The organism is Streptomyces sp. NPDC093149, assembly GCF_044754145.1.
In the GTDB taxonomy this organism is placed as follows: Bacteria; Actinomycetota; Actinomycetes; order Streptomycetales; family Streptomycetaceae; genus Streptomyces.
The window spans coordinates 1-23,469 of sequence record NZ_JBIVON010000040.1; the positions used below are offsets into that span (position 1 = coordinate 1).

Consider the following 23,469-nt stretch of genomic DNA (forward strand, 5'->3'; position numbering starts at 1 on the left):
CAGCCAGGTTCCGCACGCCCGCCGACGTCACCGCGTTCCTCACGAACAGCAGCCCCACGGAGATCAAATCAGCATGTTGATTCTCTGCGAGCCCTTAAGGGGACGGACGTGGTCAACCGGCTACGAGCTGCCGGAGGAAGCGCTTCTCCTTGCGCTTGCGCAGGATTTGGTACCAGCGGGCGTTATAGGAGAGCTCTTCTCGGCAGGTGTTCAGGAACGTCTTCTGGGCGGCAACCACAGCCTCGGCCTGGAGCTGGAAGAGCTCTGCCTTCCTCTCGTTGAGGTCCAGGCCGCCGACGGCTATGACGAGCTCCTCCGCGGCGTCGATGACCTGGACGCTGCCGCACAGGCGAACACCTTGAGCGCACTGATCAGGTCGCTGCTGATTTCCCACATCGAGGGCATCTGCGCACTGAGCAGCTTGTACGAGGCCCGTCCGGCTTCGCGGCGCAGGTTGGCGAACTGGTAGCTGTAGGCGAAGGAGCGGGTCGAGGCGTCCAGCATCCGGCGGTACGCGCCTGCCCGGTCCTCCCTGCTGCCGAGCCGGGGGATACCCGTAGGCCGGTAACGGCCTATCAGGGCACCGAGCGGACCACCAGCAGCCTTGATGCCTGCGGAGGCCGCACCATAAGCGATCAGGTCCATGCTCGGTTCTATCACCTACGCCGGACCGAACGCCGGTGGACTGCACGGGCGCACGATGCTGAGCGGGTGCGCGGAGCAGGCTGCCGAGCGTGAGGAAAGCCTCCGCCTCCAGGCGCGCCAGCTCCCCATGCCGGGCGGCCGGGAGGTTGCGGGGCGAGGGCCTGGGGCGATTCGTAGCGTCCCGCCTGGCCCGGCGTCAGTCCCCGGCTGTGGCACGGTGGAACGGCGAGTGCACCCCAACCCCACGGGAGCCATGGGGGAAGACCAGTTCGATGAGTGGGCGCAACGGTTCGCCGACATCGCACGCCAGTCGCAGAACCGACTGGCAGAAGCGGAGGCTGCTTCGCAAGAGCGTCAAGACGACCTCCCCGATGCCCCCGGCCGAGGAAGTCACAGCTCTCCCGGGCTTTCGCCGCCGCAGTGACCGGGGAGACCGGTCACCTGGGTTGTTGGGGGGCCTCTATGGGGTTCGTCAAGGAAATCGGGCTGCGTTCGAGCGGGTCGGCGGGCAGCATGGCGGGATGCCGGATCTGCTGTGGGACGACGTCAGGAACTTCTTCGACCCTGACCTGATGGGTGCTCTGCCGGATGTGTCCGTGGCTGACACCTCGGTCGAGGACTGGCAGGCGGTGTTCGAGCTGGTCCGGTCGAGCGGATGGACATGGGAATACTCCGAGGGCGGCATTGCTGGGCCGCTGCCCTCTGCGGCGGAGGTGTTGGCGCGACCGGCCGACGCCGAGACGGTCGATCTGCGGGTCTGGCCGGTCCCGGAGGTGTTGGTGATCTTCCGGCCCGGCACGGCCGAGGAGATCGACTTCGATGTTGACCTTCGGGAGTTGCAGGGGCAGGGAGGGGTGGATGTCCTGTGCGGCTTCCTGGGTGCGATCGGGCGTCGGCTGGGCAAGTCTGTGTTGATGACCGGGGAGGGTGACTGGGGGAACCCGGTGCTCGGGTTCGATCCCGGGGTCGACCGTGTGGTGCTGCTGGCGGATCCCCTCAGGGTTCAACTGACTGCCGCGGCCGACCGGGACTCGTAGAAGGTGCCGTCGCGGAGCATGGCGAACAGGACGCTGATGCGTTGGCGGGCGAGGCGGAGCAGTGGCTGGGTGGCCTCGGCTTCGGTGTCGTACACGCGCATCCACGTTATGCAGACCTGCCGCCTGCAAACAGCCGGACATTGCACCCGGCCAGGCGGTAGTCGGACCTCTCATCAGCGTCTCCAACGGCGCCTCTCGTGCCCGGGTTGAGTCGGCACGGAGCGCGGTGCCGGTGTTGCCACCGGTCCGTTTCTCCGTGCCGCTCGCCGAACCCGCCGTGCGCCTTACGACGCAACGGGCTCTCCACGGTCTCTGCCGTTCTGCGTGGTTATGCAGGGACCCAAGGATTGGGGATCTTGTTGCCCCGGTAGCGGTAGCGGTAGCGGGTAACCGGCACCGCTGCCATATCGAACAACTCGACACCGTCCACCGAAATCGGCTTCCAGCTCCCATTGGGTGCCTTCAGCCAGCGGCGGACGTCCTTCCACCTCCAGCGATGCAGGGTCTGCATCCACTTGACCACCCGCCACCAAGCGAAATTCGCCAGGTTGCTCAGGGTGTGTTTGCAGACTGCGTGCCTGAAGTAGTTGGCCCAGCCGTGCGTGATCAGATTGAGTCTGGCCAGCACCTCTCGTGGATTCTGCTGCGACTTCCTGCGTGTCAGGGCACGGATCCTGTCCTTCAGCGACCGGATGGGCCGGTCTCCGATGAAAGGCTGCAGTGCACGATCAATGCCGAAGCGGCATACGGCAACTCATCCAACCCCTGGTGACAGCTTGCGGCCACCGCCAGATCCAGGCAGCGATCACCGACTACATGCGGACCGGTTCCAACCGCGAAAAGGTCGGTGCCAGCATGGCCTGGTACTTCGCTCGCCCGGGACTTCAGTACGCCTCCATGGGGGACTTGCGCCGGGGAGTACCGACGGAGGAGAGCAAAGCGGCACTGGAGGCGCTGACGGATCTCCGCAACGACTACCGATCAGCTTGCCTCTCCGCGTTCCTGGCCTGCGAAGACCCACAGACACGACAGGACCTCTCGCTGGAACTCAGCCTCGACCCGGCGGACTACCCCGCCGAACTCCGGAACAGCCATGAGAAGGCCAGGCTCATCATCGAGGCAGACCCTGAGCAGTATCGCCGGCTTCTGGAACGCTGCACGCACACGCCGCCGCCGACACAGGACGAACAAGATCGATCGGCGTGCCGCTCGCTTGACAACGGTCATTGGGAATCAGTCACACTTCGCCACCACGGCTGATTTCCAGGCCCATGCGGCCATGAGCAGGCAGAGGCCGTTCGGGACAAGGCGCTCGTGGACCAGCACCCCGACCTGTGGACAGGGCGCCGTGCCGCCTACCTGCGCGGCATCCTGGCCACCTACCAGGTGCTGTGCCCGAGCGGGACGAACTCGCGGCCCGCATCGAGCGCCACCTCACCCGGACCGTGAAGTGCCACCCCGAGCACGCCCTGCTCCTCTCCCCTTACGCCCGCTGGTCGCTCCTGCCCCGCGCCCGCCGCGCGCACCCGCGACCCGCGGGTCAGAGGCACCGCATCCGCTGGGCCTACACCCGGATCAACACCGACACCAGGCTGGCCCGGAACGCGGCCCTGGTCGCGCTCGCTGGGCGTTCTGCCCGCACCCGTCCTCGCCAGCCTCCTCGGCCTCTACCCCAACACCGCCGTCCGCTGGGCCGGGTTCGCCACAAAACCTCCTGGGCCGACTGCCTCGCCGCCCGAGCCCACGGCGTGCGGACGCACCCGGGCAAGGATGTCCAAGACGGAGGCCCCCGTCTCCTCCCAAGCAGAAACACGCAGGACAACTGCCACTGACTCCGGGACCATCAGCCAATGACCACAGAACCGCATCTACTGTCCCTCCGCATCGTCGTGCCACCACTGGGAAGCCGACAGGGCGCCGTGGAATGCCGACCGATCATCAACGGACGAGACATCCTGGCCGAAGTGTTTGATGAGGGCCCAGCAGATGACCCTCGGTATCTCTTGGGGCCGGATACGTTGCTTCACGCGACAGACACCCCCCGTGAGGTTCGGCTTGCCGAGGCCGAGTGCACGGAAGGATGCTGCGGCGCTGTCTACGTGACCGTCAGGCGCGAAGGGCAACACGTGATCTGGAGCGGCTGGCGCAACCCGTATGAAGAGGATGTCGAGCTCCCAGAGATCCGATTCGACGTTAACCAGTACGAAGTGGAGGTCCGCCGGGCTTCGACGGATCGCAGCTGGGAGTGGCCGGCCCAAACAGTCGCCAGGCTTCTGGAGGAAAGGCTCCGGGAGCATGTCGGCCGGCTGACGACCTGGGAATGTGAACTGGGAGCCGTCTCAGCTTGGCACTGGGAACCTGACCAGATCAACGTCTTCCTGTTCCACCCCGGCCGTTCCGCGATCAGGGAAGGCCGTCCCTGGCTTCAGTTCAGAATGACCCTTCCGATCTCGGGAGACGACCCGGCGGACCAAGTAGAGCGCCTTGAGGCGCATCTCACGGCCGAGGACCCTCGCGAGGTCGCCGAGGTTTGCGGTGGTTCGAAGGGGTTTGCTGATCAGCTCGGCTACCCCTGGCCGGGCCCCCGACGACGCGCATGAAGCGCGATTGAGGCGAGGAATAGGACATGGCAGGAATAAAGTGATCTCCGCCAGTAAACGACCAGGCCGCCGGGATCGGCTCGATGGTCGTGCGCGGCACTCCGTGCGACAGCCTCTACACAACCGCTTCCGGCACTATCTGCTCGACGACCCGGCCGAACAAGGAACCGTCTGGCTGCGGTTGCGACCAGACTCCCTGGTCGCGAAGGACCTCAGCTACTCGGTCTGAGGAAGCCCACAACACCTCCCACCGCACAGTCCGCGCCCGAGTCGTGCACGTCTCGGCCCGCATGAAGACCTGGAAGATCCTCCGCGACTGTCGCCCGAAGGGCGACGGCGTCCACCGCGCAGTCCGCGGCATCACCCGCCTCCACGACCTCGCCCCGATCGGGGAGGGGAGCCCTGCCCACAACTGGTGAGGAGCGCGGCTGAGATCAATTGCGGTACAAGCATGAAGAGTTGACGGATTCACGCGTGGCTCAAGCGGTGGACATGTCACTCAGTGTGTTTTCATGTGCAGCATGAAAACGAGGCGTCCATGAGCACCACTCGATTCTCCGCGTTCGTCGGGGTCGTCTGCGCGGCCGTTCTCTGTGTCGGCTGCGGCTCGCAGGCGGAGGAGCAGCCGAAGGCCGCCGCGCCGACCGCCGACAGCCCGTCGCCGTCGGCACCCGCGGCGCCGACCGCCGACCCGCACGTGGTGCCGGGTTCGGTCCTGAAGACCTATCTGCCGACCAACCGCACCCTGCCCGAGGGGTGGAAGGTTTCCACCGTGTTCGAGGAGCACGACAGCGGCCCGAAGCCGGTGCCGCCGTCCGCCGATCCCAGCCCGACGGTGAACTTCGGCTGCGACCAGCTGGTCCGGAGCGGTACGGAGGCGGCCCTCGGCGGCTGGGGCGCGTACGCCAACCTGGGGGTCACCGACCCGTCCGCCCATGAGGTCGGGATCATGGTGCGCGCCTACTCCACCGGCCAGGCGTCGGAGGTGTTCGGCCAGCTGAGGTCGCTGGAAGGTGTCTGCGGAACGACCTACGAGCCCAATTCGGCGGGGCTGTTGAACAGCCCGGTCACGATCACCGTCAGCGCCGTCGACGGTGTCGGGGACGAGGGCGTGCGCGTCACGATCGACCGGAAGGCGTACGTCGGCCTGGATCTCGTCGTCATGCGAGTCGGTGACCGGCTGCTGTCCGTGACCTCCGACAACGACGGCGGGAAGTTCGCCGACGTCATGGCACTGACGAAGGCCATCGCACCCCGGGTGAAGTGAACCGCGTTCCAGCGCGTCTTCCAGGACGGGGACGACGATGCCGCAGGACCAGGCCGCCAACCGGAGGAAGAAGGGGCGCAGGGGCGGCCGTCCGGTCAGCCACGACGCCGCCTGATTCAGCCAGTGGTTCGGCGGCCGACTCCAGGTCGCCCCCGAGGACACCAAACTCCTTCTCGACACCCTCGACGACTACATGGCCACCCTGCGCGCCGCCCACGGCCCGGACGTCTGGGCGACCGACAATGCCGTCGTCCGCGAGGCCTACCAAGAGGCGGTCATGACCCTGGCCGACCACCGTAACCCCCGCGCGCTCTCCGACCTGATCCGCTCGCTGGAGACCCGGGTGGACGACTGGCGGGTCCTTTACGGCGTCGGCGGCTACCCGCAAGCCGCCGACCGGCTCGTCCCCCTCCCCGCCGATGGCCTGCGCTTCATCGACCCCGTCCGCCCCAACGCACCCATCCCCGCCAGCCTATACCTGTCCTGCCTGGCCGAGCTGAAGGACCCCATTGCTGTACCCGTGATCACCGACACCCTCACATGGGCCGGCCGACACCAAAGCTGGGGCGTGGTGACCCGCGCGCTCGACGCCCTCGCGTCCTTCGGCCTCGACGCGCAACCCGCCCACGTCGTCGTCCGCCCGCTGACCAACGCCCCCGGCGAAGCCGTGCGCGCCGCGGCCCGAGCCACGCTCAACGCGCTCAGCGACCCCCATGCAACCCGCACCCCCTTCCCGAAGTCCGGAAACGCCTACGGGAAGGAACCACCCCACTGAGCCCGCTCGACGCGACTCGAAAGCCATGAGATGAATGCTGCGCATCCAAACTGCCTATCTGGGTCATCCGTCATACTCAGTCACAGCCGCAGACCCTGTCCTGCGGCCCACCTCATGGCACAGTGATCAGGTTGAACTGCGCACAGTGGGGGAAACACGTGAAGCGACGTCTCAAGCCGGCGGCAGTTGCGATCATGGCCACGTTGGCGCTGGCTGGCTGTGGTAGCAGCGGAGAGAGCAGAAGCGAGCGGAGCAGCAGCCCAACGGACAGCACATCGACGAATGGCTCGGGACCGGTCTCGGATCCATCGGGGCCATACCGGTTGAAGATGCCTGAGGCGGTACTCAAGGGCACCTTCACAGAGGCCGATCATTCCGAGCCCGATCAGGGCATTGCAGCGATGCTCTCCGGACAGATCGAAAGCCCAATCTCCGCGTTCGCCGCCTATCAGCCCGCCGACCGTACTTCCGAAACGTCGGGGCCCGTGCTAGCAGTGACTGGTGTGTATGGAACCGTGCTCAGTCCGGTCGCCGCCCGCGACCAGTTCCTACAGATCCTCGACAGCCGGACCACGGACCCCGACAGTCGCTCCACGGTCATCATCGGGCCCCGTACGGTCGTCCCTCAGGGCTTCTCTGAACCCGTCTCCTGCCGGATCGTTAGGGAGGTCGACCAATTCGGAACGACCTGGGCCCCCGGCTGCTCCTGGGCGGATGGATCTGCTGTTGTCTACGTAACCCAGAGCGTGCAATCCGACAAGGATCCTGCCGCATTCGACCTTGAGAACTTCGCCGCCAAGACAGCGATCATCCGTAATGAGGTCCGCGCCCCCATGGCGCCGTAGCCGATCGAGCCTTGTCGAACGAAGCCCGTGGCAGCCTCCCGAATGCTCGCGGCTCTCCTCCGACCCTGAGTATCGGAGTTAGCCATCCGGGCCAGGTATCGCGCTCGGTCACTGTGACGTAGCGCTGTAGTTGGCCAGTCTGGCCAACCAGGTACTCAGGCAACGAGTCAGTGGAACCAGACGATTAGGCGTACGTTCTCCGCTCCGTGGACTCGCTGAGGATGCGCATGACGCTCCAGACCCGGCCCCAGTCGATGTCGATTCTCGTGGCACTGGCCACGAGTTGGACACGCATGGGGAACTACGAAGCTGCGTAGGCGGATTGTCAACAAGATCACCCGTGTCCGCCTGGAGCTTCGCGTGTTGTCTACCCGTCGTCGATGGAATTGGAAGCCTCAGGGGTGCCCGGAGTGAGGGCGTACGCGGCTTCGCCGGGGCCGTGGCCATGTTCCGGGCGTGGTCTACGGCACCTGGGCCAGCTACTTCCCGGCACGCTCTCACCCACCCGCCCACAGCTTCGCCGGAATGCCTCTGGCCTGGTGTTCTCATGGATCCTGCATAGGCTGCGGAGATCTGCCGAACACCATGGGAGGGGTCTTCGTGAGTGGGAAGAGAATGGGGTACGACGCTGTCAGGATCGAGGCGCTGGAGGGGCGGGAAGCCGTTCGGAAACGGCCCGGTATGTGGGTTGGCTCGACGAGCGAACGCGGGCTGCACGAGTTGGTGCTCCAGGTCGTGGGCTGGTCCGTGAACCGTGTCCTGGCCGGCCGGGAAGGCGGCTCCGTCGATGTCACGCTGACCCACGACGGCGGCGTGCGGGTCGCCGACAATGGGCCTGGGGGTCCCTTGGCGGCCGACGGGGACACCGGCGGCCGCGGTCTCGAAGCCCTGCTGACCGGTATGTCCGCCGTCGAGCGCGGTGGTCGGCACATCGCGCACGTGAGCCATGGCGGCCATGCGGGGCTCTTCGTAGCCAACGCCCTGTCGAGCAGACTGACGGCCGAGGTGCAGCGCGGGGGGACCTGCCGGGTCCAGGAGTACGCGCGCGGTGTCGCGGCCGCCCAGCCCGCCGCCACGGGGCCGATGGCCGGAAGCAAGACGATCATTGCCTTCTGGCCCGACACCGAGGTCTTCGAAACGACGTGGTGCTCATTCGCCGTGCTGGCGGAGCGTTTCCAGCAGGTGGCCTTCCTCAACCGGGGCCTGGGGATCTCGCTGACCGACGAACGCCCGGCGGGCGGGGCCCGGGCGGTGAGCTTCCGGTTTCCGGACGGCGTGCGGGACTTCGTGGCCGCCCTCGACGCGGAAACGGGGGCCGCCCTCCATCCGGACGTCATCGGCTTCGAGCACGAGGATCCGCGGATGGCGGGGACGGTGGAGGTGGCCCTGCTGTGGAGCGGCTCCCGCCGGGAGCGAATACGCAGCTTCGCCAACAGCCGGGCCACTCGCCAGGGCGGCACGCACGTGGACGGCTTCCGAGACGGAGTGGCGGCGGCGGTCACCGCGTACGCGCGTGAACGAGGGCTGCTGACGGGGGACAACGCTCCCTGGGCCGACCGGATCAACGATGGCCTCACGGCAGTCGTGTCGGTGAAACTCGAACACCCCGAATACCTCGGCGCCACGCACGACCTGCTGGGCAACACCGACGTACGCGGCTGTGTCGGGGAGGCTGTCCGCGAACACCTCGGCAGCTGGCTCAACGAGCAGCCGAAGCACGCCGCACAGGTCGTCGACCGAATCCTCCGGAACACTCACCAGGACTGAACAGCCCGCAGAGCCATGCGAAGCGGCGCGGACGCCCGGCGGGGGCGCCAGCAGGGCACTGCTGACCGGGCCCTCGCACTTCTCGGGGATCAGGGTCATGGACCGGGAGTCGCCAGGGGCGATGACGATCCTGTTCCGCTACAGCGCTAAGTCACAGCCATTGTGATCGTGCATCGTAGATGGCCCGGGTGGACAACTTCGATGCTCAGCCTCAGGCGGGGAGCGTCATGGGTGCAGGGTGCGGTGGCGGGCAAGGTCACAGCAACGCAGCGATGCCCTCCCGGTTCTCGGGCAGCCCAGCCGCGCGGAACCACAACACGTTCCCGGCGATGCCGCCCGTCGCCTCCTCGGTGTCCACGAAGGCCCGCAACAGGCTGCGTTGGGCGGGGGTGAGCGGGTGGGTCGGGTCGTAGCCACCAGCAAAGGCTCTGAGCAGGATCGGCCCGCGTTCGTGGTCGGTGACCGACGTGCCGCCGGCGGTCACGATGGCGACCGCCACCGGTGCCACCTCCTCGAAGGTTTCGGTCAGGGCGAGCGCGGAGCGCAGCACGGTGAACCGGAACCACCCGTCGAGCCCGGGCAGTGGCTCGGGGAACCAGCCGTCCGTCGTTCGCGGGTCCCGCAGGGCGTCGAGGAGGACGGCGAGAGCGCGTGGCCGATCAACATGGGCAGGACCGAGCACGGCACAGACCCGCACAGCTGGGTCGGAGTCGGCGAGCAGGTCGGAGGTGTCCATCCCCCACACGCCGAGCGCGCGCGCCACACTCGCTCGCTCTCGTCGCCTCGCCACGGGGCCCAGCCGTGCCCGCAGCAGCGTGGCGGCCCGCGGCACCCGGTCGGCGAGCCCTGGAGCGAAGAGGAGTGGCACTGCGGCGCCGATCGCGGCCTCGCAGACGTGGGGATCGGGAGAGGAGAGGAACGGCTCGACGGCGTCGTACAGGGTGGAGCGTATCTCCCGGCACGCGTGCAGTGCGGCGAGCTCGTCCGGGTCGTGCTCGCGTCGCGTCTCGTCGTGCCAGGGCGCCCACTGCCAGTCGGTTCGGTCGCGCACCAGATCCTCCCCATAGGCGGCCGACTCGGCAACCTGCCCCAGCCAGACGAGCAGGGCGGCCCGCAAGGTGCGCGGCGGCCCGTCGTCCCACGGGAAGTGCCCCTCGTGCTCGGCGAGGCCCATGGGGTGGTCGAGGATCGCGGCGACGAACAGCGCCACGGGCGCGGTGACGGTGTACAGCGAGCCCTGGTGCAGCACGCCCATGTCCAACGCGGCCAACGCCTCGGACCGAACCTCGGGATCTTCGTCCACGAGGGAGCACAGGGAGACTGGTATGTACTCGCCGGAGCCGTAGGCGTGCTGGAGAGACTCCCATTCCGTCCCCAACAGCAGTTCTCGGGCCGCTGTCGGCAGCCCGCTCAGGATCCGCGTCATGCGGGCACTCTCGCTATCCGTCATGCACGCACCCTGCCAGCACCCACCGACAACGCCCCCTTCTCGGAAGAGGGGCGAACGGGGAACACGCGGGTCGTCGTCGTTCGGGAGGGGAAGGGCCGCCGGGAGGTCCGGCATACCGGTTCGTGCGCAGAGCACCTCTCGTTCGAGGTGTACGAGGAGCGGGCCGCGCGCAGACGTGCCGACGAGGAGGAGCTGCGCGCTCCCGTCGCCAGGATGCGGGCGCAGTCCGCACGCATCGCGGGAGAGCCAGTGATCGTGATGATCCAGCCGGAAACCGTGTCCTGGGCGAACACGGACGGCACTTCACGCGTCCGCGACACCGTGGAGACGTCCATGCAGTCGTGCGGAGCCAGGAAGTTCACCCTGCCGCCCAGCTTCGAGGCCGGCACAGCCCCGGGGTGGGAGGCGTACCTGTCGCCGTCCACCGGCGAGATGCGCATCTCCCTGCCTGGCGGCCTTGCACTCTACGAGGGCACGATGCCGACGACGCCGGATTGGCCCCGTGATGTCGCAGCGGCTGGCAGTGCAGTCCTGATCACCGGCCCCATGGCGACGCTCGCGGACTTCGAACCGCTGATCGACATCGGCCGGGTGCTCTGGCTGCGGATTCCGTTCGAGATCAGGGCCTGGCGCACTACGGCCCCGAAGCAAAGTCCGCGGTCGGCTGTGGGCAGATCGGCCCCCTGCCTGCCTGGGCGCGCATGATGCGCCAGCTGATGCGCGGCACGAGGTAGACCAGGGTGACGACGGCCCGGCGGCCGACGACGCCACGAACCCATGAGACCGACAGTCCGACCCCGGACCAGGCAGCCGGGTGGTGTGCGGGCAGACGTCGCCGCTGGGGCGTCCGTATGACGGCCGGTCAGGGCGAGTCCCTGACGTCCAGGCGCCGTGTCGGCCCGCATACGACGACGTACGACGTGGCCCGGCACCCAGTGGCACAGCAACGGGCTGATCGACACCCTGCGCGAGGTCCATGTCCCGCCGGCCTGGCCGGACGCGGCCACGTTCCTGCACGAGGCCGTGGGCTGGTTCGCCCTCGACCGCACCGAAGGCCAGCACCCGCTGTACGTCGCGGCGGAGAAGGACACCCTGAGGCAACTCCTCACTTCCTGGCTGGCCGAGTACGGCATCCCAGTCCTGGTCGTCCGCGGTTTCGCCTCCCAGTCCTACACCGAAGTCGTACGCCGCCGCACCGCGTGCCACGGCCGCGCCACGCTCCTTTGGTGCGGTGACTTCGACGCGAGCGGGGCGGAGATCGAACGGGACTGGGTCCGTCGTACCAAAGACTGCTGGGACGAAGTCCGCCGGGTGATCCTGACCCGCGAGCAGACCATCGAGTACGAACTGCCCCGGCCCAGGGCAGCACGGCGACCCGAGATGGCCAGCCTTCGCCGACCGCCACGGCCTCGCCCCCGCCCACCCCGTGCAATGGGAGGTGGAGGCGCTGGAACCGGCCGAACTCCAGCGCCTGGTCCTCGCCGCCATCGACCCGTACATCGACCGCGACGTCCTCGCCCGGCAGATCGACCGCGAGAACGAACAACGTTGCGCCCTGACCGACTTCCTCGGCCGATGGGGCACCACACCCGTGACCGCCTGACCCCGCCCGCCCCACCACGTCCGAGGCTCTTGGCCGAAACCGCACACACAACCGGCCAACGGCACTCGAAGTCGCGTTGCCACTGCCTGCCAGCGGCCAGCGGCCAGCGGTGCGAGGAGAAGCCGCCCGGGGCCGGTTCAGCCGGTGATGGAGAAGAAGATCGATCCGTCTTCGGCCCACCACCAGGCGCCCTGGCCCTCGGCCCATTCCGAGTACCAGCTGTCGAGGGCCTTGATCAGCTCCTCCAGGTCATACCGCAGGTCGGCGTCGATCCGGTCCAGTACCGCCCGGTAGGCCTTTATCGCGGGTCCGGCCTTCGCCAGCGGCCAGTATCCGATCTCCGGAGAGCCCTCCAGGGGGCTGGGGATACGGAACCCGATCTCCGAGGGCGGACCGCTGTAGATGTACTGGTACGGCAGCAGGTCCGCCTGGACACCAGCTGCGCTCAGCGCGTCGTCCAGAGTGGAGAAGAAAGTGGTGGGGCTTCGGTAGCTTGCCAGGGTGGCGGAGTCGGATGCGTTGTGGTCGATGATGATTTGGAGGGCTGTGTAGTAGGCGCTGCCTGCGTACCTCGCGCTGGAATCGGCCCGACCGGTAATCAGCTCTTCCAGCGCGTCCTGAACCGATAGTCCCCAGTCCACCTCTTGGGCATCGAGATCGTCCTGGCGTGCCCGCGCCCGCTCCCGCATCCTGTTCAGGAGCCGCGATTCGTCATCGCTCAGGTCCAGGGCCGGCAGAAAACGCGCAACTTCCCCGCGGTTCGCCATGGAGTAACTGACTACTTTGCTCATACGGCCACCCTGCCAAAGGGCACTGACATTCCCAGCACCCGGGGTCGTTTACCTGAACCATCCCAACAGGCAGGCCGCACCCAGCCCTGCCGCACACGAATCGCCCCTCACTCGGGCGGATGAGGGCAGAGCCCGGCAGACTCTGAGCAACCTGGCCCCCTACGTCACCGGGATCGTTCGGAAGGGAGCGGAGGCCGGGACTGGCACGCCGGCGAGACGGCCGAAGTACGGCCGGGCGTCTGCGCCACGGCCCGGGAGTGGGCCGGGCGCCCGCTCCCCACCGAACCGGGCCTGCTGCCCACCGTCCTGGAGAAGACACTGCTGGACAACGGCTCCGGCACCGAAACCGACATCCTCCTGTATGCCCCGGTCACCGGCGTCCCCGCGCTGCACTGCGCCCCGGGCACCCGCAGCGCGTACCTGCTCACCCACACCCTGCAGCGCCTGCCCGCCCGCACGACGCTCCCCTCACCACCTACACCCGCGCCCAGCTCCTGGCCGTCCGCGCCGGATGAAGTCGCCGTGGCTGCGGCCGCGGTCGCGGGCTGGGCGGGTGGCACCGCGAGGAGTGGCAGGACACCGTTGACTACCTGCAGGGACCGCTAGGGCAGACCCACCAGTCCCCAACTGCGGCGCGCGGCCGTTGTGATCACGGCGCCCCATTCACGCAGCAGCGCGGTGAAGTCCTCGAAGGTGTCCGGGCTTCCTGCCCAGCCCTCGCACTCGGCGGCGAACGGCTCGCGCAACACATCCAGGTGGGACACCGCTCGCTTCCAGGCGTGGGCCTTGCCGGTTACTGCCTCAGGCGGGCACACCAGGAGGACGCGCAGGAGCCCGCGGTCGGTGGCCGGCGGGAAGAACCCTCCGCCGCCCGTCAGCGCAGGATCGTCGGCCGGGTTCGCGTCCCAGATCAGACCGTCGAGAAAGGCGTCGATCGCCTCGCGCACGGATGCGTCGACGAGGGGCCGTATGTCGTCCCATGCATCGCCCGCCCGGGCATGCGGGCTATAGCTGCCGGTGGTGGTGGAAAAGTCGTACTCGGCGCACCATGCAGACTCCCGATCCGGGGGCCACAGCCAGCCGCCGGCCAGTCCGTACCGCTGGGGGTACTTGCCGTCGTGCACTGGTGGCCAGGTCGTGTCATCCAGTGCTCGGATCCGGTTTTCCACAGGGATAGCGCTCAACTTCTCCCAGTCCGCCATGAACAGCGTGATATCCAGACCCATAGCGGCAGCATAGGCAGAGCTGCGCGACAAGCCGAGGCGGTCAGCCGCTGCAGATCAGCGGCGTCCAGGGATCGATCACAGCAGCACACCGATGCCGCGCTCCGGCAGGTTTGAGCCCAGGCATGTGACCGTACGTCAAGGAGCAGCAAGTTCTGACGAACGGGGAATGCGCCCGCAAGTACGGCCGCGGTTGGGGATGTCGCTCGATCACCCCGATGCTCTGGACCACGCGGTGCGGCTGACGGCTTCCCGGCCGAAGGTATCGGCCGAAAATCGATGGCGGCGCTAAATGTTTCGTTTAGTTTGGGGTGGTGACCTTCCCTTGGACGCGTAGCCATCACACCCTTGCTGACTCCTATTCCGGCGCCGCCATCGCGCGACTGACTGGCCTGACCCCGGGACGAGTATCCCAACTGCGCGCCGAGGGAACGTCGGAGGCGCTCCCAGAACCCGATGCCGCAGACAGCACCGCAGCACGGCCCCTGTGGCGAGGCGACACCGTGGCCCGTTGGTGCGCGAGGACCGGCCGCCGTCTCCCGCCGCGCACCGCGTCGTGGCTGCTGCCGGGCCCGGACGGCCCGAACCTGCACCGTGAGGGCCAGCAGACGCTGCGTCTGTGTCAGCTGGAAGAGGCGACCCGAGGCACCGAGCTGCGGCACCCGCCGGTCGATGTCCATGTCACCCGCTACACGGCCCCCGATGGGCGTGGCCCCTCTGTGTGGCTGGCTACCGTGCTCGCCCCGGGTGAGATGAGCCGCCTGCTCGGCTGGCCGCACGCCTGGCCCCACGGAAGCCCGCTGCAGCACCTGGTGCACGAGATCCTCGCCGGTATCGAGCCCGATCACTTCGCGGCCACCGACCTGCTGGGCACCCTGGTCCTGCTGCCCACCCGCGCCGAACCCCAGTACGGCTCCCTGTCTGGGGACGTGCGCATGCTCGACCTCTACGACATCGACGCCGACGGCCGCGGCCGTATCGAGGATTCCCTCCACCGCCTCCTGCGCCAGATGCGCCCCGCCGATGACGAACTGGGAGACCTGGTCCGGGCGCTGGGGCACCGGCTGCCGTGGTGGCCGCCCGGCTGCGCCACCCCGGCTCTCGTGGCCAGCTGGGCACCGGACACCCAGCGGATTGCCGACCATGTTCCGCCGCCCCTGGCCGAGGCGCAGGCGTTCGTCCGCCGCTGCGAGAGCGCCGCCGCCGGCCTGGAGGGCACGCTGCGGGCCTCCGTGCTGGAGCTGGGCAACGCCCGGTGGGACAGCGCCACCTCCGGATGGCGCCGCGGAGGCGTCCCCGACCACGGCGCGCTGCCCAAGGACAGCGATGCCACGATCTGGCAGGTCCCCGTGGAGTTCGTCCTGCCGCCCGCCCCCAGAATGACCGGTGACTTCTGGGAGGGCCTGGAATGGGTCATGGACCACGCCCCGTCCCAGCGCCTGGCACGCGAAGCACTGCGCTTCTTCGGAGACCCCAACAGCGCAGGGACCGTACTCGTCGACACCGGCCAACTGCCTCACCCGCTTCGGCCCTTGTTCACCGACCGGGTCACCCCCGCAGAGAACACCGGCAGCCTCCGGGCACACCGAGCCCTGGAGGCCCTGGACTCCCATCCGAACGCGGCGGCCGGATCCGTCCTGGGCACCTGGCCCGCACCGGCCGGCCCGGCCTGGTGCGCTACATCACCCGGCACCGAGCTCATCGCTCTGCACGTACCGCGCACCATGCCCGCGCCCGGCCCTTCCACCGGGGCTCCCCTCGAAGTCGTGCTGCTGCGCAGCGAGTCCGTCACAACCTACGGGCAGCCGGCTTCGGGTTTCGGCTTCGTCGTCACCGACCAGGACCAGGTTCTCCTCCTGCCCGCCCAGGGCGGCCCTGCGGAGATCGCGGCTACGGTCGAGCACGCCGTCTGGCATCCGGGCGTGCCGACTCTGGTCGTCGGACTGGAGCCGAGCCTCAACGAGCCCCTCGTCGCCGCGGTGGACGCGCTGGTGGAAACAGGTCCCCGCACCACCCCGTGGAAACAGCTGACCGCGCTGGTCGGCCCGCACCCCGACGACGTCCACTGCTTCTACTGCCGTCAACGAGAAGCCGATGACACCCTGCCCGACACCGAATCCGGAACAGGCGGCTGAGACATGAACGCTCGCCTCGACCCTCCCGCGGTGTGGGCCGACCGCAGAGTGTGCGCTCCTCGCTGCGGATGATTCGGGCCCGGACGCCCTCCGGCCGCGCCCCTGCGGGTCAGGCGGGGTGTCAGTCGTCCTTGGCATCATGGCGCCATGAGCCACGGGATCTGCTACTCCACTGCCGACCAGGCCGACGTCCTTGCCTTCCTGGGCAGCAACGGCAACCTGACCGCAGATCAGCAAAGCCGCCTTGAGAGCATGCGAGACTCCGCCCGTGCGCGGCAGACCGGTCTCGACCACCAGGAGGTCGACTGGGGTCTGACCGTCCCGGAAGCGCTCGACCACCTCCTGGCCGGGCGCATGTCCTCGGAGGCCGAGCGCGCGGGAAACGCCTATCACGCCGCGCTGCAGATCGTCATCGACCACAATGCCTGTGACCCTTACACTCTGGGCACCTATGCGGATCCCTCCAGGTTCTTCGGTCTGGTTGACGAGGAGCTGCGCCGCCTGGGTGTGCCGGGCGACCTGCTGCCCGGCGGATACCTCTTCGGCGGGCTGCCGGACGGCTTTCCCGGCATACCGCGCCCGGTGGACGGGTATCCGGCCATCGGCCACCTGCCGTTGGACAGGGCCAAACCCGCCGCGGACGCCTATGGTGACGTCCTGGCCCGCATGGCCCCGGACTTCTGGGTCGACGTCCAGGAACTCATGGAGATACTCGAATTCGAGCACGAGCAATGGTGGTACTCGAAGCACAGAGCCGACGGGTACACGCAGGACACCCTCTTCTTCAGTCTCACGTGATGCCGTGGGCCCGGGGCTGGGCGCCGGGCGGGTTCAGCCCCAGGTCTTGCCGCTGACTTGGTCGGGTCCGAAGTAGCGGGAGGTGATTGCGGCGAGCGCTGGTACCGGACCGCCGTCCAGGCCGAGGTCGCCCAGCGCGTGCTTGAAGGTGTGGACCACGCAGGTCCGCACCGGAAGCGTCGGCCCGTCGTCCATGTTCCCGTAGGTGTCGGCGGACAGCGGCCGGTTCTGCGGGCGTGCCAGGGCGAAGCAGGTCAGCGTCGTGCGTCTGTCCGCGTACTGGAAGTAGTTGGTGATCGCCCGGTTGCCGAAGTCCATGTGGGCGAAGACGACGGCGATGTCCTCGTCGCCGTACGGGGCGGCCCGTAGCGCCGGAAGGATGTCGAGCGCCTTCTCGCCGGAGGCGAGCAGTTGGGCTTCCTCGTGCGAGGGGCCCCAGGGCGGGGGGTCGTCGTCCGGGTCGGGCACCTCCCCCGGGTACTCCTCGGTCCGCAGCACCGTACCGACGGGAGGCCGGTCCCAGTTGGCCTGCCCGCTGACGCTGCCCCAGTTGAGGCTCGCGTTGACGCAGAGCCGCCCCGCGAGGAGCGCCCACGGGGTCCGGACCACACGCTCGCGCGCGAGCTCGACCGCGAGCCGGCCGAACGCCTCCGGCCGCAGGGGAGTTGGTGCCGGGGGCGCGATGAAGGCGTCGGTCCAGATTCCCATGCCCCTTCTTGTAGCAACGGGCGACGGCCCGGCGCGACCGTGTTTCCGGGAAACCGGACGAGCCGCGAGGCGGGTGCGGGGCTGGGCGCGGGACGGCGAAGGCGAAGCGGGCGCGAACAGCTGCGCTCGCGAGTCCTGAGCATGGTCTGCCCCCTGTGCCAAAAGGAGGAACAGGCCGAGCGGGAATGCGAGGCCGCCAGGGAGGAGACACGCGACATCCGGCGCAAGGCCCGTCAAGCACGGAGCCGGGCGATGTAACCAGCACGCGGACAAGCCCCAGATGACCCTGGGGAAGCCCGCAGTGTCGGAAACGCCTGGAAACGGTACGAGTACCGGTAGCCAGAAGTGGCCCTGCCATCACGACTGCTGCGCCCAGCCGATGTCGCGTACTTCCAGTCCGTCCGCGTAGGCCACGTAAGGCGTGGGCGATCTCCTCTCCGCCAGGGGCCGGCCACCGGTCCGGGTGCCCGGCGGCATCGGCGAGCAGAGCCTGGACTGCCGTCCGCGCCTCGGCGGACGGCAGTTCGTCCATGACCTCAGCAGCGAGCCATTCCAGCCGGACGTCACACATCCCGAACCCCCTGGTGATCGACAGAGGCAGCACGCTACGACGTGCCCGCCGCCCCTGCCGGACCCTGTGGATAACCCCACTGAGGGCGGGCCTCCCGTCTGCTCAGGGAGCCTCAGGCTCGGTGGCGAGGAACTCCTCACCGGTCACCGGTCCACCGCACGACATGACCGGGCAGGCACCGGCGCTGCCGCGGGGCCGCACCCCGAACAACCTGCGAGCCCCGGACCTGCGCGTCCGGGGCTCGCTCGCGTATCCGCGGGGAGGAACGGATGTTCATGCACACGATGCCGTGGTCAACGACGCAGCATCGCGCCGGTCACCCCGCACCCGTGGGGGTGCCGGAAGAAGACCGACCGTCCTGGAAGTTCTGCAGCAGGAGGACATCACTGTGATCGACTACCGGACGATCCAGCGGGTCTGGTCTCACGACGCCGGCCCTCGTTGATCCGATCCGGCCCGCTGCCTGTGCGGGCAACGGGCCGCTGAGTGCCTCTCCGAAGGTCAGCCAGTCTGTGCTGGCTGCTCGGCCCGTGCGCAGGTGATCTGATCTCGTCAAGGTGTGTCAGCTGCCGGATGTGCGTCGGCCGACGGATGGGCGCAGTCAGCCCAGGCCCATTGCGTAGTCGCGACCGGTCCGGTTCGCCGGTCTCGCGTGTGACGTGGCGTCATGTCCCGGCTTAGGCTGGCCCGGTGAGAGTCTTCGCTTCCTTGTCCGGGGTGGTTCTCGGTTCGGTGTCCGGTCTCGGGTGCTGTGGATCGGGCTGTTTCGGTTTGGTTCATGGGGCGTTGAGCGTTGATGGCTGGGCGCTGGTGTCGGACAAGTCGTGAGGATTGACTGGTCACCAGGTGAGGATTACCTGGTCAGGGGAGTGAGAGCTCCCACGCCGAAGGGCTGGGTGACTGCTCTGGTCCAATTCGCTCGTCGGCTTGCGGTCGCAGCGAGTGGTGGGAAAGCGTTGGACAAAGATCGCGCGAGCGGCAGACTGACCCGTGTGAAACGACTGCTGGTGGATGTGGAGAGCGTCACTGCGCGGTTGGTACGTCGATTCGGTCCCCAGGTTGCCGAGTGGTGCGCTGACACGCCGGGTCTCATCACGCGGCTGACGTCCCAGTGGGGCCTTTCGCTCGGTGAGCCCCTCCCGGACGGTGCTTCGTCGGTCGCGTTGCGGTGCCGTTGGCCCGACGGCACGCCTGCGGTGCTGAAAATCAGTCCGGAGCGGGCCCTTATGGCCGAGCAGGCCGGAATGCTGGGGTGGTTCGCCGCCTCGGGCCGGGTGCCCGCCGTGCTGGCCGTCGACGAGGACGCGGGCGCAATGGTGTTGGAGGAGATCGTGCCCGGAACGCCAGTGGAAGACATGCCTGCTGCTTCGCTTCCGGGACAGTGGTCGGAGCTGCTCGCAGCCCTGCACGGAGTCGCTCCGCCTCCGCTGCCCACGCGTGTGCTGCGTGGGCGGTGCGAAGAGGCCTTCGCCCGGGTCGGCAGGCGGCTGTCCGAGCCTGCCATCAGCGCACGGATGGACGTCACCGCGTGGGACAGGGCCATCCAGCGGTGCGAGCGGCTGCTGGACACGGAAGCAACCACCGTGCTGCTCCACGGCGACCTGCACCTGGGCAACGTGCTCGACGGCGGCGCGGAGCGAGGTCTCATGGCCATCGATCCGAAGGCATGTGTGGGTGATCCGTGCTTCGACGCCGTGGACTACGTCGTGGCCGGCGCCGGGCTGGAGGGCGTCGAGACCCGCTGCGCGCGCGTGGCGGCGGCGTGCGGGCTCGATGGCGACCGGCTCCACGCCTGGAGCCGGGTGATCGCGCCGTTCGCGGCCATCGCCCACCTCGGTAGCGGTGGTGAGGAGCCGGTGATCGATGAACTGCTCGCGTTGACCCGGTGAGCACACCCGGTATTCCCGATCGCCTCGTGCCCTGCGCTCACCGACGTCGCCGTACGTGCCGTGCAGAGCTGTAGCGGTCTCAAGCCCGACGGCCAGGTCGGACCCCAGACCTGGAAGTACCTCGACACCCCCATGTCCGGCTGCGGCCACTGAGCCAGGTGCTGTTCGGTCCAGGCGCAATGGCTTGACGTGATGTGAGACTTGCAGCATGGACATGGGGCGTGAGTCGCGGTGGAAAGGGACGCAATGACGGTGGAGATCGTTTTTGCTCTGGTGACTGCCGTCGTGCTGGCTGCGGCGGTCTTTGCCGTCGCTCTGGCCCTCGCGCTGGCTTTTGGCGTCTCTGGTCCAGCGGGGAAGGGCGCGTTGGTGGGGGGTGCGCTGCTCGGAGCGGCGGCCGGAGTGTGGCGTCTGGTGCGGGTGCTGCGTCGGTTCGACGCACAGCGCCGTAAAGGTCACTGACCGCAGGCCTCCTCCTTGGGGTCGGTAGCCCGTCGGCGGTTGTTCCAGCATGTGGTGCCGGAGGCACCACCGCGGCCTCAGGGTGGCGGTCGGCGTCGGCATGGCGACCGTGCCCTGGGCTTGCCGATGTCCCGGAGCCGGAATCACCTGCGGCACCTATTGCGTCATGCCCCCGTGCGATTTCTCGGTTTCGGGACAGTGGTGGTGAGAGACAGCCAACAGTGGTGTGTTGTCACTGGTCAGCGGCGGTTTCGGGATGCGGTTCGCTGGAGCAATTGTCAAGAGTTGTGGATTGGTTGAGATGCTGATGCGTTCTTGCGTTCCAGCAGCGTGACTGTGACGCCGGGCGCGACCTGGCGCTTGCCGACAGGGACGAATCCGCGCCGACCATAGAGCGCGACGGCAGGCAGGTTGGCGGTTCCGGTGGAGACGACGGTCAGTTCCGCGGGCTCGATCGAGTCCAGAGCGTCGAGCAGTGCCGTTGCGACGCCGCGGCGATGCGCGACGGGATGGACCACGAGGCGGCAGATGTCCAGAGCACGGTTCGGCAAGCGGGTCCAGGCGACCGCTCCAACAAGTCTCAACTCGTCGCGAACTCCGAGGAAGGACTCGTCACATGCACGCAACTGCTCAAGGGACTCGTGCAGGGGCGGGATGCCGTCGAAGCCGATGAGCCGGGCTTCGACCGCGTAGGAGGCCCGCTGAAGGTCCCACAGATGACGCAGGGTGTCGGGATCGGACAGGTCGAGCCGGACCGGTTCGGCAAAGGGCCGGTGGGATTCGGTGGAGGCGTGGCGTTGGCCGCTCATGCTGCGATCCTCTCAGAACGCTCGGCCAGGAAGCCGTTCTCGAACTTCGCGCCGGAGCGGACCAAGGCGACCAGGTGGGCTCCGGTGACCGCGCGCCAGCGTTCCTGGGCGGACTCGACGAGCTTGAACACCATCGCCAGGGCGGCGGCCGGGCTGCCCGCGCCGCGGGTCACCTTGGTGCGAAGCTTGACGGTGGAGAAGGTCGACTCGATGGGGTTCGTGGTCCGCAGATGGATCCAGTGCTCGGCTGGGAAGTCGTAGAACGCCAGCAGCTCCTCCCGGTCCTCGGTGATCTTCGCGACGGCCTTGGGGAACTTGGCGCTGTAGGTCTTCGCGAACGCCTTGATCGCCTTCTCAGCGTGCGCCCGGTCCTCGGCGTTGTAGATCTCCTGCATCGCCTTCCTCGCGCCCGGCTGTGCGGATTTCGGCAGGGCGTTCGTGACATTCCGGGCCTTGTGGACCCAGCAGCGCTGGTGGCGGGCGGCCGGGAAGACCTCGGCGAGCGCCTTCCATAGTCCCATCGCGCCGTCGCCGACGACCAGCTCGGGATCGCGCATGCCGCGTCTGCAGCAGTCGCGCAGCAAGTCGGCCCACGACTCGGTGGATTCGCGCAGCCCCTCGGCCAGCGCGACCAGCTCCTTGGTGCCGTCCAGCCGCACACCCATCAGCACCAGGACGCAGGAGTGCGCCTGCCCGAGCCGGACCTTGGGGTGCACCCCGTCCGCCCACACATATACGTAGCAGCAGTTCTTCGGTGGTGGCTTCGTGCGGGTTGTCCAGGGCGGTCCGGTTTCTGCGGGACGGACAGCCGGTCTGGGTCCGCGGGGCAGCGAAGATGATCCGCGACCCGCGCAATGCCAGCCGCACCGCGGTGCTGGCGACCTTCGACCCGGCCGCCCCTGCCCACCAGACCCTGAACGCGGCCAAGGCTGCGGCGGGGAGGCGGGGCAATGCGGCCGGGGTGGAGACGGCCCGCTTGCGGGGCCCGCCCCTCAGCACGTGCAGGGCCGACGCTCGGGCCGCCACCCAGGGCGGGGCGAGGGAGCCGAACGCAAGCCGCGCCTGGTGATCACCGACCGGCTCGCGGCCACCCTGGCCCACCTGCGGCTCGGGCTGCCACATGCCGCCCTGGCCGAGTTGTACGGGGTGGACCGCTCCACCGTCTCCGCCGCGATCCGCGAGACCAGCCCCTTGCTCGCCGCGCGGGGCTTTGCCATCCCCGGCCGCCCTGGTCTGCGCATCCGCACCCTGGACGACCTGTTCGCCTACGCAGATGCCGAAGGCGTCGACATCCAGCTCGACGGCACGGAAGTCCAGGTCCGACGCCCCCGCGCGGGCCGCCCCGGACGCAACGCCTTCGCCTCGGGCAAGAAGAAGCAGAACACGATCAAGACCACCACATTCAGCGACCACCAGGGCCGCACCCTGTTCTCCGGCGTCGTCCGCCCGGGCCGCATGCACGACCAGACCGCTGTGCGTACCGAGGGAATCGCCGAACAGTTCCGCCTCCACCCCGATGTGCACGCCGAGGTCGACTCCGGCTACCGGGGTCTGGCAAAGGAGTTCCCGTCCCAGGTCAGCGCCCCGCCGGAGAAGCCGGCCCAGGGCGCTCCCGACGGCGACATGCGTGCCTGGCGCGAGGCGCGCAGGCGGCAGTCATCGGCCCGTCCGGCCGTGATCCGGCGAAGTCGTGCGGGGCTGGTCGAGCTCCTTCGCGAAAAACACCGAAGCGGCTTTCAAGATCTCGTTCGCCCGCCGCAACTCGGCCATTTCCTTGCGAAGTTGGGTGAGCTCGGCGCGCTCGTTGGTGGTCAGCAGATCGGGCCGGGTCCCCTGGTCGGCCTCGGCCTGACGGACCCAGTTCCGCAGGGCTTCCTTGTGGATCCCGAGGTCTCGGGCCACATGAGCGACCGGACGTCCCGAGGTCTGGACCTCACGGATCGCTCGCTCACGCAGTTCATCGGGGTACTTCCGTGGTGCAGACATCGGACCTGTGTTCTCCCATCCGCCGAGGCGATCATGCCTGGCTTCAGAGCCGCTACGAAATCCGGTTCAGCTCAGTATTGGCTGTGCGTAGAAGTGCGTAACTTGCTA

Annotated in this window: 24 protein-coding genes and 4 pseudogenes; 18 read left to right on the forward strand and 10 right to left on the reverse strand. The window is 68.3% G+C overall.

Annotated features, from left to right (window positions below):
• Positions 1–300: 300 nt before the first annotated feature.
• The gene (locus tag ACIQCZ_RS40695) at positions 301–645 is read right to left on the reverse strand and encodes a hypothetical protein (protein ID WP_402291045.1); all 345 of its coding nucleotides are present in this window, start codon (positions 643–645) and stop codon (positions 301–303) included.
• Positions 646–1,166: 521 nt separating this feature from the next.
• Here ACIQCZ_RS40695 and ACIQCZ_RS40700 point away from each other — a divergent pair.
• On the forward strand, positions 1,167–1,682 hold the full coding sequence (locus tag ACIQCZ_RS40700) for a hypothetical protein (RefSeq protein WP_402291081.1): 516 nt from the start codon (positions 1,167–1,169) through the stop codon (positions 1,680–1,682).
• Here ACIQCZ_RS40700 and ACIQCZ_RS40705 read toward each other — a convergent pair.
• Together ACIQCZ_RS40705 and ACIQCZ_RS40710 are read right to left on the reverse strand one after the other, a co-directional pair.
• Entirely contained in the window at positions 1,649–1,777 is a 129-nt protein-coding gene (locus tag ACIQCZ_RS40705) for a hypothetical protein (RefSeq protein WP_402291088.1), read from the reverse strand. The genes ACIQCZ_RS40700 and ACIQCZ_RS40705 overlap by 34 nt on opposite strands.
• A gap of 233 nt (positions 1,778–2,010) precedes the next feature.
• Positions 2,011–2,415 carry a group II intron maturase-specific domain-containing protein gene (locus tag ACIQCZ_RS40710; protein ID WP_402291082.1) on the reverse strand — a complete coding sequence of 135 codons (405 nt, stop codon included), beginning with the start codon at positions 2,413–2,415 and terminating at the stop codon, positions 2,011–2,013.
• A 35-nt stretch (positions 2,416–2,450) separates the two neighbouring features.
• Between ACIQCZ_RS40710 and ACIQCZ_RS40715 the strand changes: the two genes are divergently transcribed.
• From ACIQCZ_RS40715 to ACIQCZ_RS40755, 9 genes and pseudogenes are all read left to right on the forward strand, one after another.
• The gene (locus tag ACIQCZ_RS40715; protein WP_402291047.1) at positions 2,451–2,942 is read left to right on the forward strand and encodes a hypothetical protein; all 492 of its coding nucleotides are present in this window, start codon (positions 2,451–2,453) and stop codon (positions 2,940–2,942) included.
• Positions 2,943–2,996: 54 nt separating this feature from the next.
• Positions 2,997–3,131 (forward strand): hypothetical protein, encoded by a 135-nt coding sequence (locus tag ACIQCZ_RS40720; RefSeq protein WP_402291049.1) that lies wholly within the window; start codon positions 2,997–2,999, stop codon positions 3,129–3,131.
• A gap of 401 nt (positions 3,132–3,532) precedes the next feature.
• Entirely contained in the window at positions 3,533–4,282 is a 750-nt protein-coding gene (locus tag ACIQCZ_RS40725; RefSeq protein WP_402291051.1) for a hypothetical protein, read from the forward strand.
• A 103-nt stretch (positions 4,283–4,385) separates the two neighbouring features.
• Positions 4,386–4,511, forward strand: a complete 126-nt coding sequence (locus ACIQCZ_RS40730; protein ID WP_402291090.1) for a hypothetical protein — start codon at positions 4,386–4,388, stop codon at positions 4,509–4,511.
• Positions 4,510–4,701: pseudogene (locus ACIQCZ_RS40735) on the forward strand (hypothetical protein); the annotation flags it as partial. The gene ACIQCZ_RS40730 and the pseudogene ACIQCZ_RS40735, both read left to right, overlap by 2 nt.
• A gap of 119 nt (positions 4,702–4,820) precedes the next feature.
• The gene (locus ACIQCZ_RS40740; RefSeq protein WP_402291053.1) at positions 4,821–5,549 is read left to right on the forward strand and encodes a hypothetical protein; all 729 of its coding nucleotides are present in this window, start codon (positions 4,821–4,823) and stop codon (positions 5,547–5,549) included.
• 193 nt (positions 5,550–5,742) lie between these two features.
• Positions 5,743–6,324 carry a hypothetical protein gene (locus ACIQCZ_RS40745; protein WP_402291055.1) on the forward strand — a complete coding sequence of 194 codons (582 nt, stop codon included), beginning with the start codon at positions 5,743–5,745 and terminating at the stop codon, positions 6,322–6,324.
• Between the two features lie 329 nt (positions 6,325–6,653).
• Positions 6,654–7,169, forward strand: coding sequence for a hypothetical protein (locus tag ACIQCZ_RS40750; RefSeq protein ID WP_402291056.1), 516 nt, complete (start codon positions 6,654–6,656; stop codon positions 7,167–7,169).
• Positions 7,170–7,769: 600 nt separating this feature from the next.
• The gene (locus tag ACIQCZ_RS40755) at positions 7,770–8,936 is read left to right on the forward strand and encodes a DNA gyrase subunit B (protein WP_402291058.1); all 1,167 of its coding nucleotides are present in this window, start codon (positions 7,770–7,772) and stop codon (positions 8,934–8,936) included.
• Between the two features lie 256 nt (positions 8,937–9,192).
• Here ACIQCZ_RS40755 and ACIQCZ_RS40760 read toward each other — a convergent pair whose 3' ends face one another.
• On the reverse strand, positions 9,193–10,362 hold the full coding sequence (locus tag ACIQCZ_RS40760) for a HEAT repeat domain-containing protein (protein WP_402291060.1): 1,170 nt from the start codon (positions 10,360–10,362) through the stop codon (positions 9,193–9,195).
• Between the two features lie 171 nt (positions 10,363–10,533).
• Between ACIQCZ_RS40760 and ACIQCZ_RS40765 the strand changes: the two genes are divergently transcribed.
• Positions 10,534–11,091, forward strand: coding sequence for a hypothetical protein (locus ACIQCZ_RS40765; protein ID WP_402291062.1), 558 nt, complete (start codon positions 10,534–10,536; stop codon positions 11,089–11,091).
• 721 nt (positions 11,092–11,812) lie between these two features.
• Positions 11,813–11,989, forward strand: a complete 177-nt coding sequence (locus ACIQCZ_RS40770; protein ID WP_402291064.1) for a hypothetical protein — start codon at positions 11,813–11,815, stop codon at positions 11,987–11,989.
• Between the two features lie 137 nt (positions 11,990–12,126).
• Here the strand turns inward: ACIQCZ_RS40770 and ACIQCZ_RS40775 are convergent, their stop codons facing one another.
• Complete coding sequence (locus tag ACIQCZ_RS40775; protein ID WP_402291065.1) at positions 12,127–12,780, reverse strand: hypothetical protein; 654 nt, start codon at positions 12,778–12,780, stop codon at positions 12,127–12,129.
• Positions 12,781–13,382: 602 nt separating this feature from the next.
• A complete protein-coding gene (locus ACIQCZ_RS40780) occupies positions 13,383–14,006 on the reverse strand; it encodes a hypothetical protein (protein ID WP_402291067.1) in 624 nt (207 codons plus the stop codon).
• A 500-nt stretch (positions 14,007–14,506) separates the two neighbouring features.
• Here ACIQCZ_RS40780 and ACIQCZ_RS40785 point away from each other — a divergent pair, with 500 nt between their 5' ends.
• Together ACIQCZ_RS40785 and ACIQCZ_RS40790 are read left to right on the forward strand one after the other, a co-directional pair.
• The gene (locus ACIQCZ_RS40785) at positions 14,507–16,138 is read left to right on the forward strand and encodes a hypothetical protein (protein ID WP_402291068.1); all 1,632 of its coding nucleotides are present in this window, start codon (positions 14,507–14,509) and stop codon (positions 16,136–16,138) included.
• A 147-nt stretch (positions 16,139–16,285) separates the two neighbouring features.
• Positions 16,286–16,936 (forward strand): hypothetical protein, encoded by a 651-nt coding sequence (locus ACIQCZ_RS40790; protein WP_402291070.1) that lies wholly within the window; start codon positions 16,286–16,288, stop codon positions 16,934–16,936.
• A gap of 33 nt (positions 16,937–16,969) precedes the next feature.
• On the opposite strand, the gene ACIQCZ_RS40795 is transcribed toward ACIQCZ_RS40790, so the two are convergent.
• Positions 16,970–17,644, reverse strand: coding sequence for a hypothetical protein (locus tag ACIQCZ_RS40795; protein WP_402291072.1), 675 nt, complete (start codon positions 17,642–17,644; stop codon positions 16,970–16,972).
• 1,584 nt (positions 17,645–19,228) lie between these two features.
• Here ACIQCZ_RS40795 and ACIQCZ_RS40800 point away from each other — a divergent pair.
• The 3 genes and pseudogenes from ACIQCZ_RS40800 to ACIQCZ_RS40810 all read left to right on the forward strand — a co-directional run bounded on the left by ACIQCZ_RS40800 (position 19,229) and on the right by ACIQCZ_RS40810 (position 20,566).
• Positions 19,229–20,104, forward strand: a complete 876-nt coding sequence (locus tag ACIQCZ_RS40800; protein WP_402291084.1) for an aminoglycoside phosphotransferase family protein — start codon at positions 19,229–19,231, stop codon at positions 20,102–20,104.
• 18 nt (positions 20,105–20,122) lie between these two features.
• Positions 20,123–20,257 (forward strand): peptidoglycan-binding protein, encoded by a 135-nt coding sequence (locus ACIQCZ_RS40805; RefSeq protein ID WP_385142036.1) that lies wholly within the window; start codon positions 20,123–20,125, stop codon positions 20,255–20,257.
• 55 nt (positions 20,258–20,312) lie between these two features.
• A pseudogene (locus tag ACIQCZ_RS40810) lies at positions 20,313–20,566 on the forward strand (DUF6332 family protein).
• Between the two features lie 278 nt (positions 20,567–20,844).
• On the opposite strand, the gene ACIQCZ_RS40815 reads toward ACIQCZ_RS40810, so the two are convergent.
• Both ACIQCZ_RS40815 and ACIQCZ_RS40820 read right to left on the reverse strand, forming a co-directional pair.
• Positions 20,845–21,375, reverse strand: a complete 531-nt coding sequence (locus tag ACIQCZ_RS40815; RefSeq protein ID WP_402291073.1) for a GNAT family N-acetyltransferase — start codon at positions 21,373–21,375, stop codon at positions 20,845–20,847.
• Positions 21,372–22,115 (reverse strand): annotated as a pseudogene (locus tag ACIQCZ_RS40820) (IS256 family transposase); the annotation flags it as partial. The gene ACIQCZ_RS40815 and the pseudogene ACIQCZ_RS40820, both read right to left, overlap by 4 nt.
• A gap of 325 nt (positions 22,116–22,440) precedes the next feature.
• On the opposite strand from ACIQCZ_RS40820, the pseudogene ACIQCZ_RS40825 reads away from it, so the two are divergent.
• Positions 22,441–23,004 (forward strand): annotated as a pseudogene (locus tag ACIQCZ_RS40825) (transposase family protein); the annotation flags it as partial.
• Between the two features lie 27 nt (positions 23,005–23,031).
• Here ACIQCZ_RS40825 and ACIQCZ_RS40830 read toward each other — a convergent pair.
• Positions 23,032–23,361: a transposase gene (locus tag ACIQCZ_RS40830; protein ID WP_402291086.1), complete on the reverse strand. Its 330-nt coding sequence runs from the start codon at positions 23,359–23,361 to the stop codon at positions 23,032–23,034.
• Between the last annotated feature and the right edge of the window lie 108 nt (positions 23,362–23,469).

Coding starts and splice junctions, on each gene's coding strand:
- ACIQCZ_RS40725 (WP_402291051.1), top strand. CDS start 3,533: ATGACCACAGAACCGCATCTACTGTCCCTCCGCATCGTCGTGCCACCA.
- ACIQCZ_RS40740 (WP_402291053.1), top strand. CDS start 4,821: ATGAGCACCACTCGATTCTCCGCGTTCGTCGGGGTCGTCTGCGCGGCC.
- ACIQCZ_RS40795 (WP_402291072.1), bottom strand. CDS start 17,644: ATGGGAATCTGGACCGACGCCTTCATCGCGCCCCCGGCACCAACTCCC.
- ACIQCZ_RS40760 (WP_402291060.1), bottom strand. CDS start 10,362: ATGACGCGGATCCTGAGCGGGCTGCCGACAGCGGCCCGAGAACTGCTG.
- ACIQCZ_RS40750 (WP_402291056.1), top strand. CDS start 6,654: ATGCCTGAGGCGGTACTCAAGGGCACCTTCACAGAGGCCGATCATTCC.
- ACIQCZ_RS40780 (WP_402291067.1), bottom strand. CDS start 14,006: ATGGGTCTGGATATCACGCTGTTCATGGCGGACTGGGAGAAGTTGAGC.
- ACIQCZ_RS40830 (WP_402291086.1), bottom strand. CDS start 23,361: ATGTCTGCACCACGGAAGTACCCCGATGAACTGCGTGAGCGAGCGATC.
- ACIQCZ_RS40790 (WP_402291070.1), top strand. CDS start 16,286: ATGAGCCACGGGATCTGCTACTCCACTGCCGACCAGGCCGACGTCCTT.
- ACIQCZ_RS40745 (WP_402291055.1), top strand. CDS start 5,743: ATGGCCACCCTGCGCGCCGCCCACGGCCCGGACGTCTGGGCGACCGAC.
- ACIQCZ_RS40775 (WP_402291065.1), bottom strand. CDS start 12,780: ATGAGCAAAGTAGTCAGTTACTCCATGGCGAACCGCGGGGAAGTTGCG.
- ACIQCZ_RS40695 (WP_402291045.1), bottom strand. CDS start 645: ATGGACCTGATCGCTTATGGTGCGGCCTCCGCAGGCATCAAGGCTGCT.
- ACIQCZ_RS40700 (WP_402291081.1), top strand. CDS start 1,167: ATGCCGGATCTGCTGTGGGACGACGTCAGGAACTTCTTCGACCCTGAC.
- ACIQCZ_RS40815 (WP_402291073.1), bottom strand. CDS start 21,375: ATGAGCGGCCAACGCCACGCCTCCACCGAATCCCACCGGCCCTTTGCC.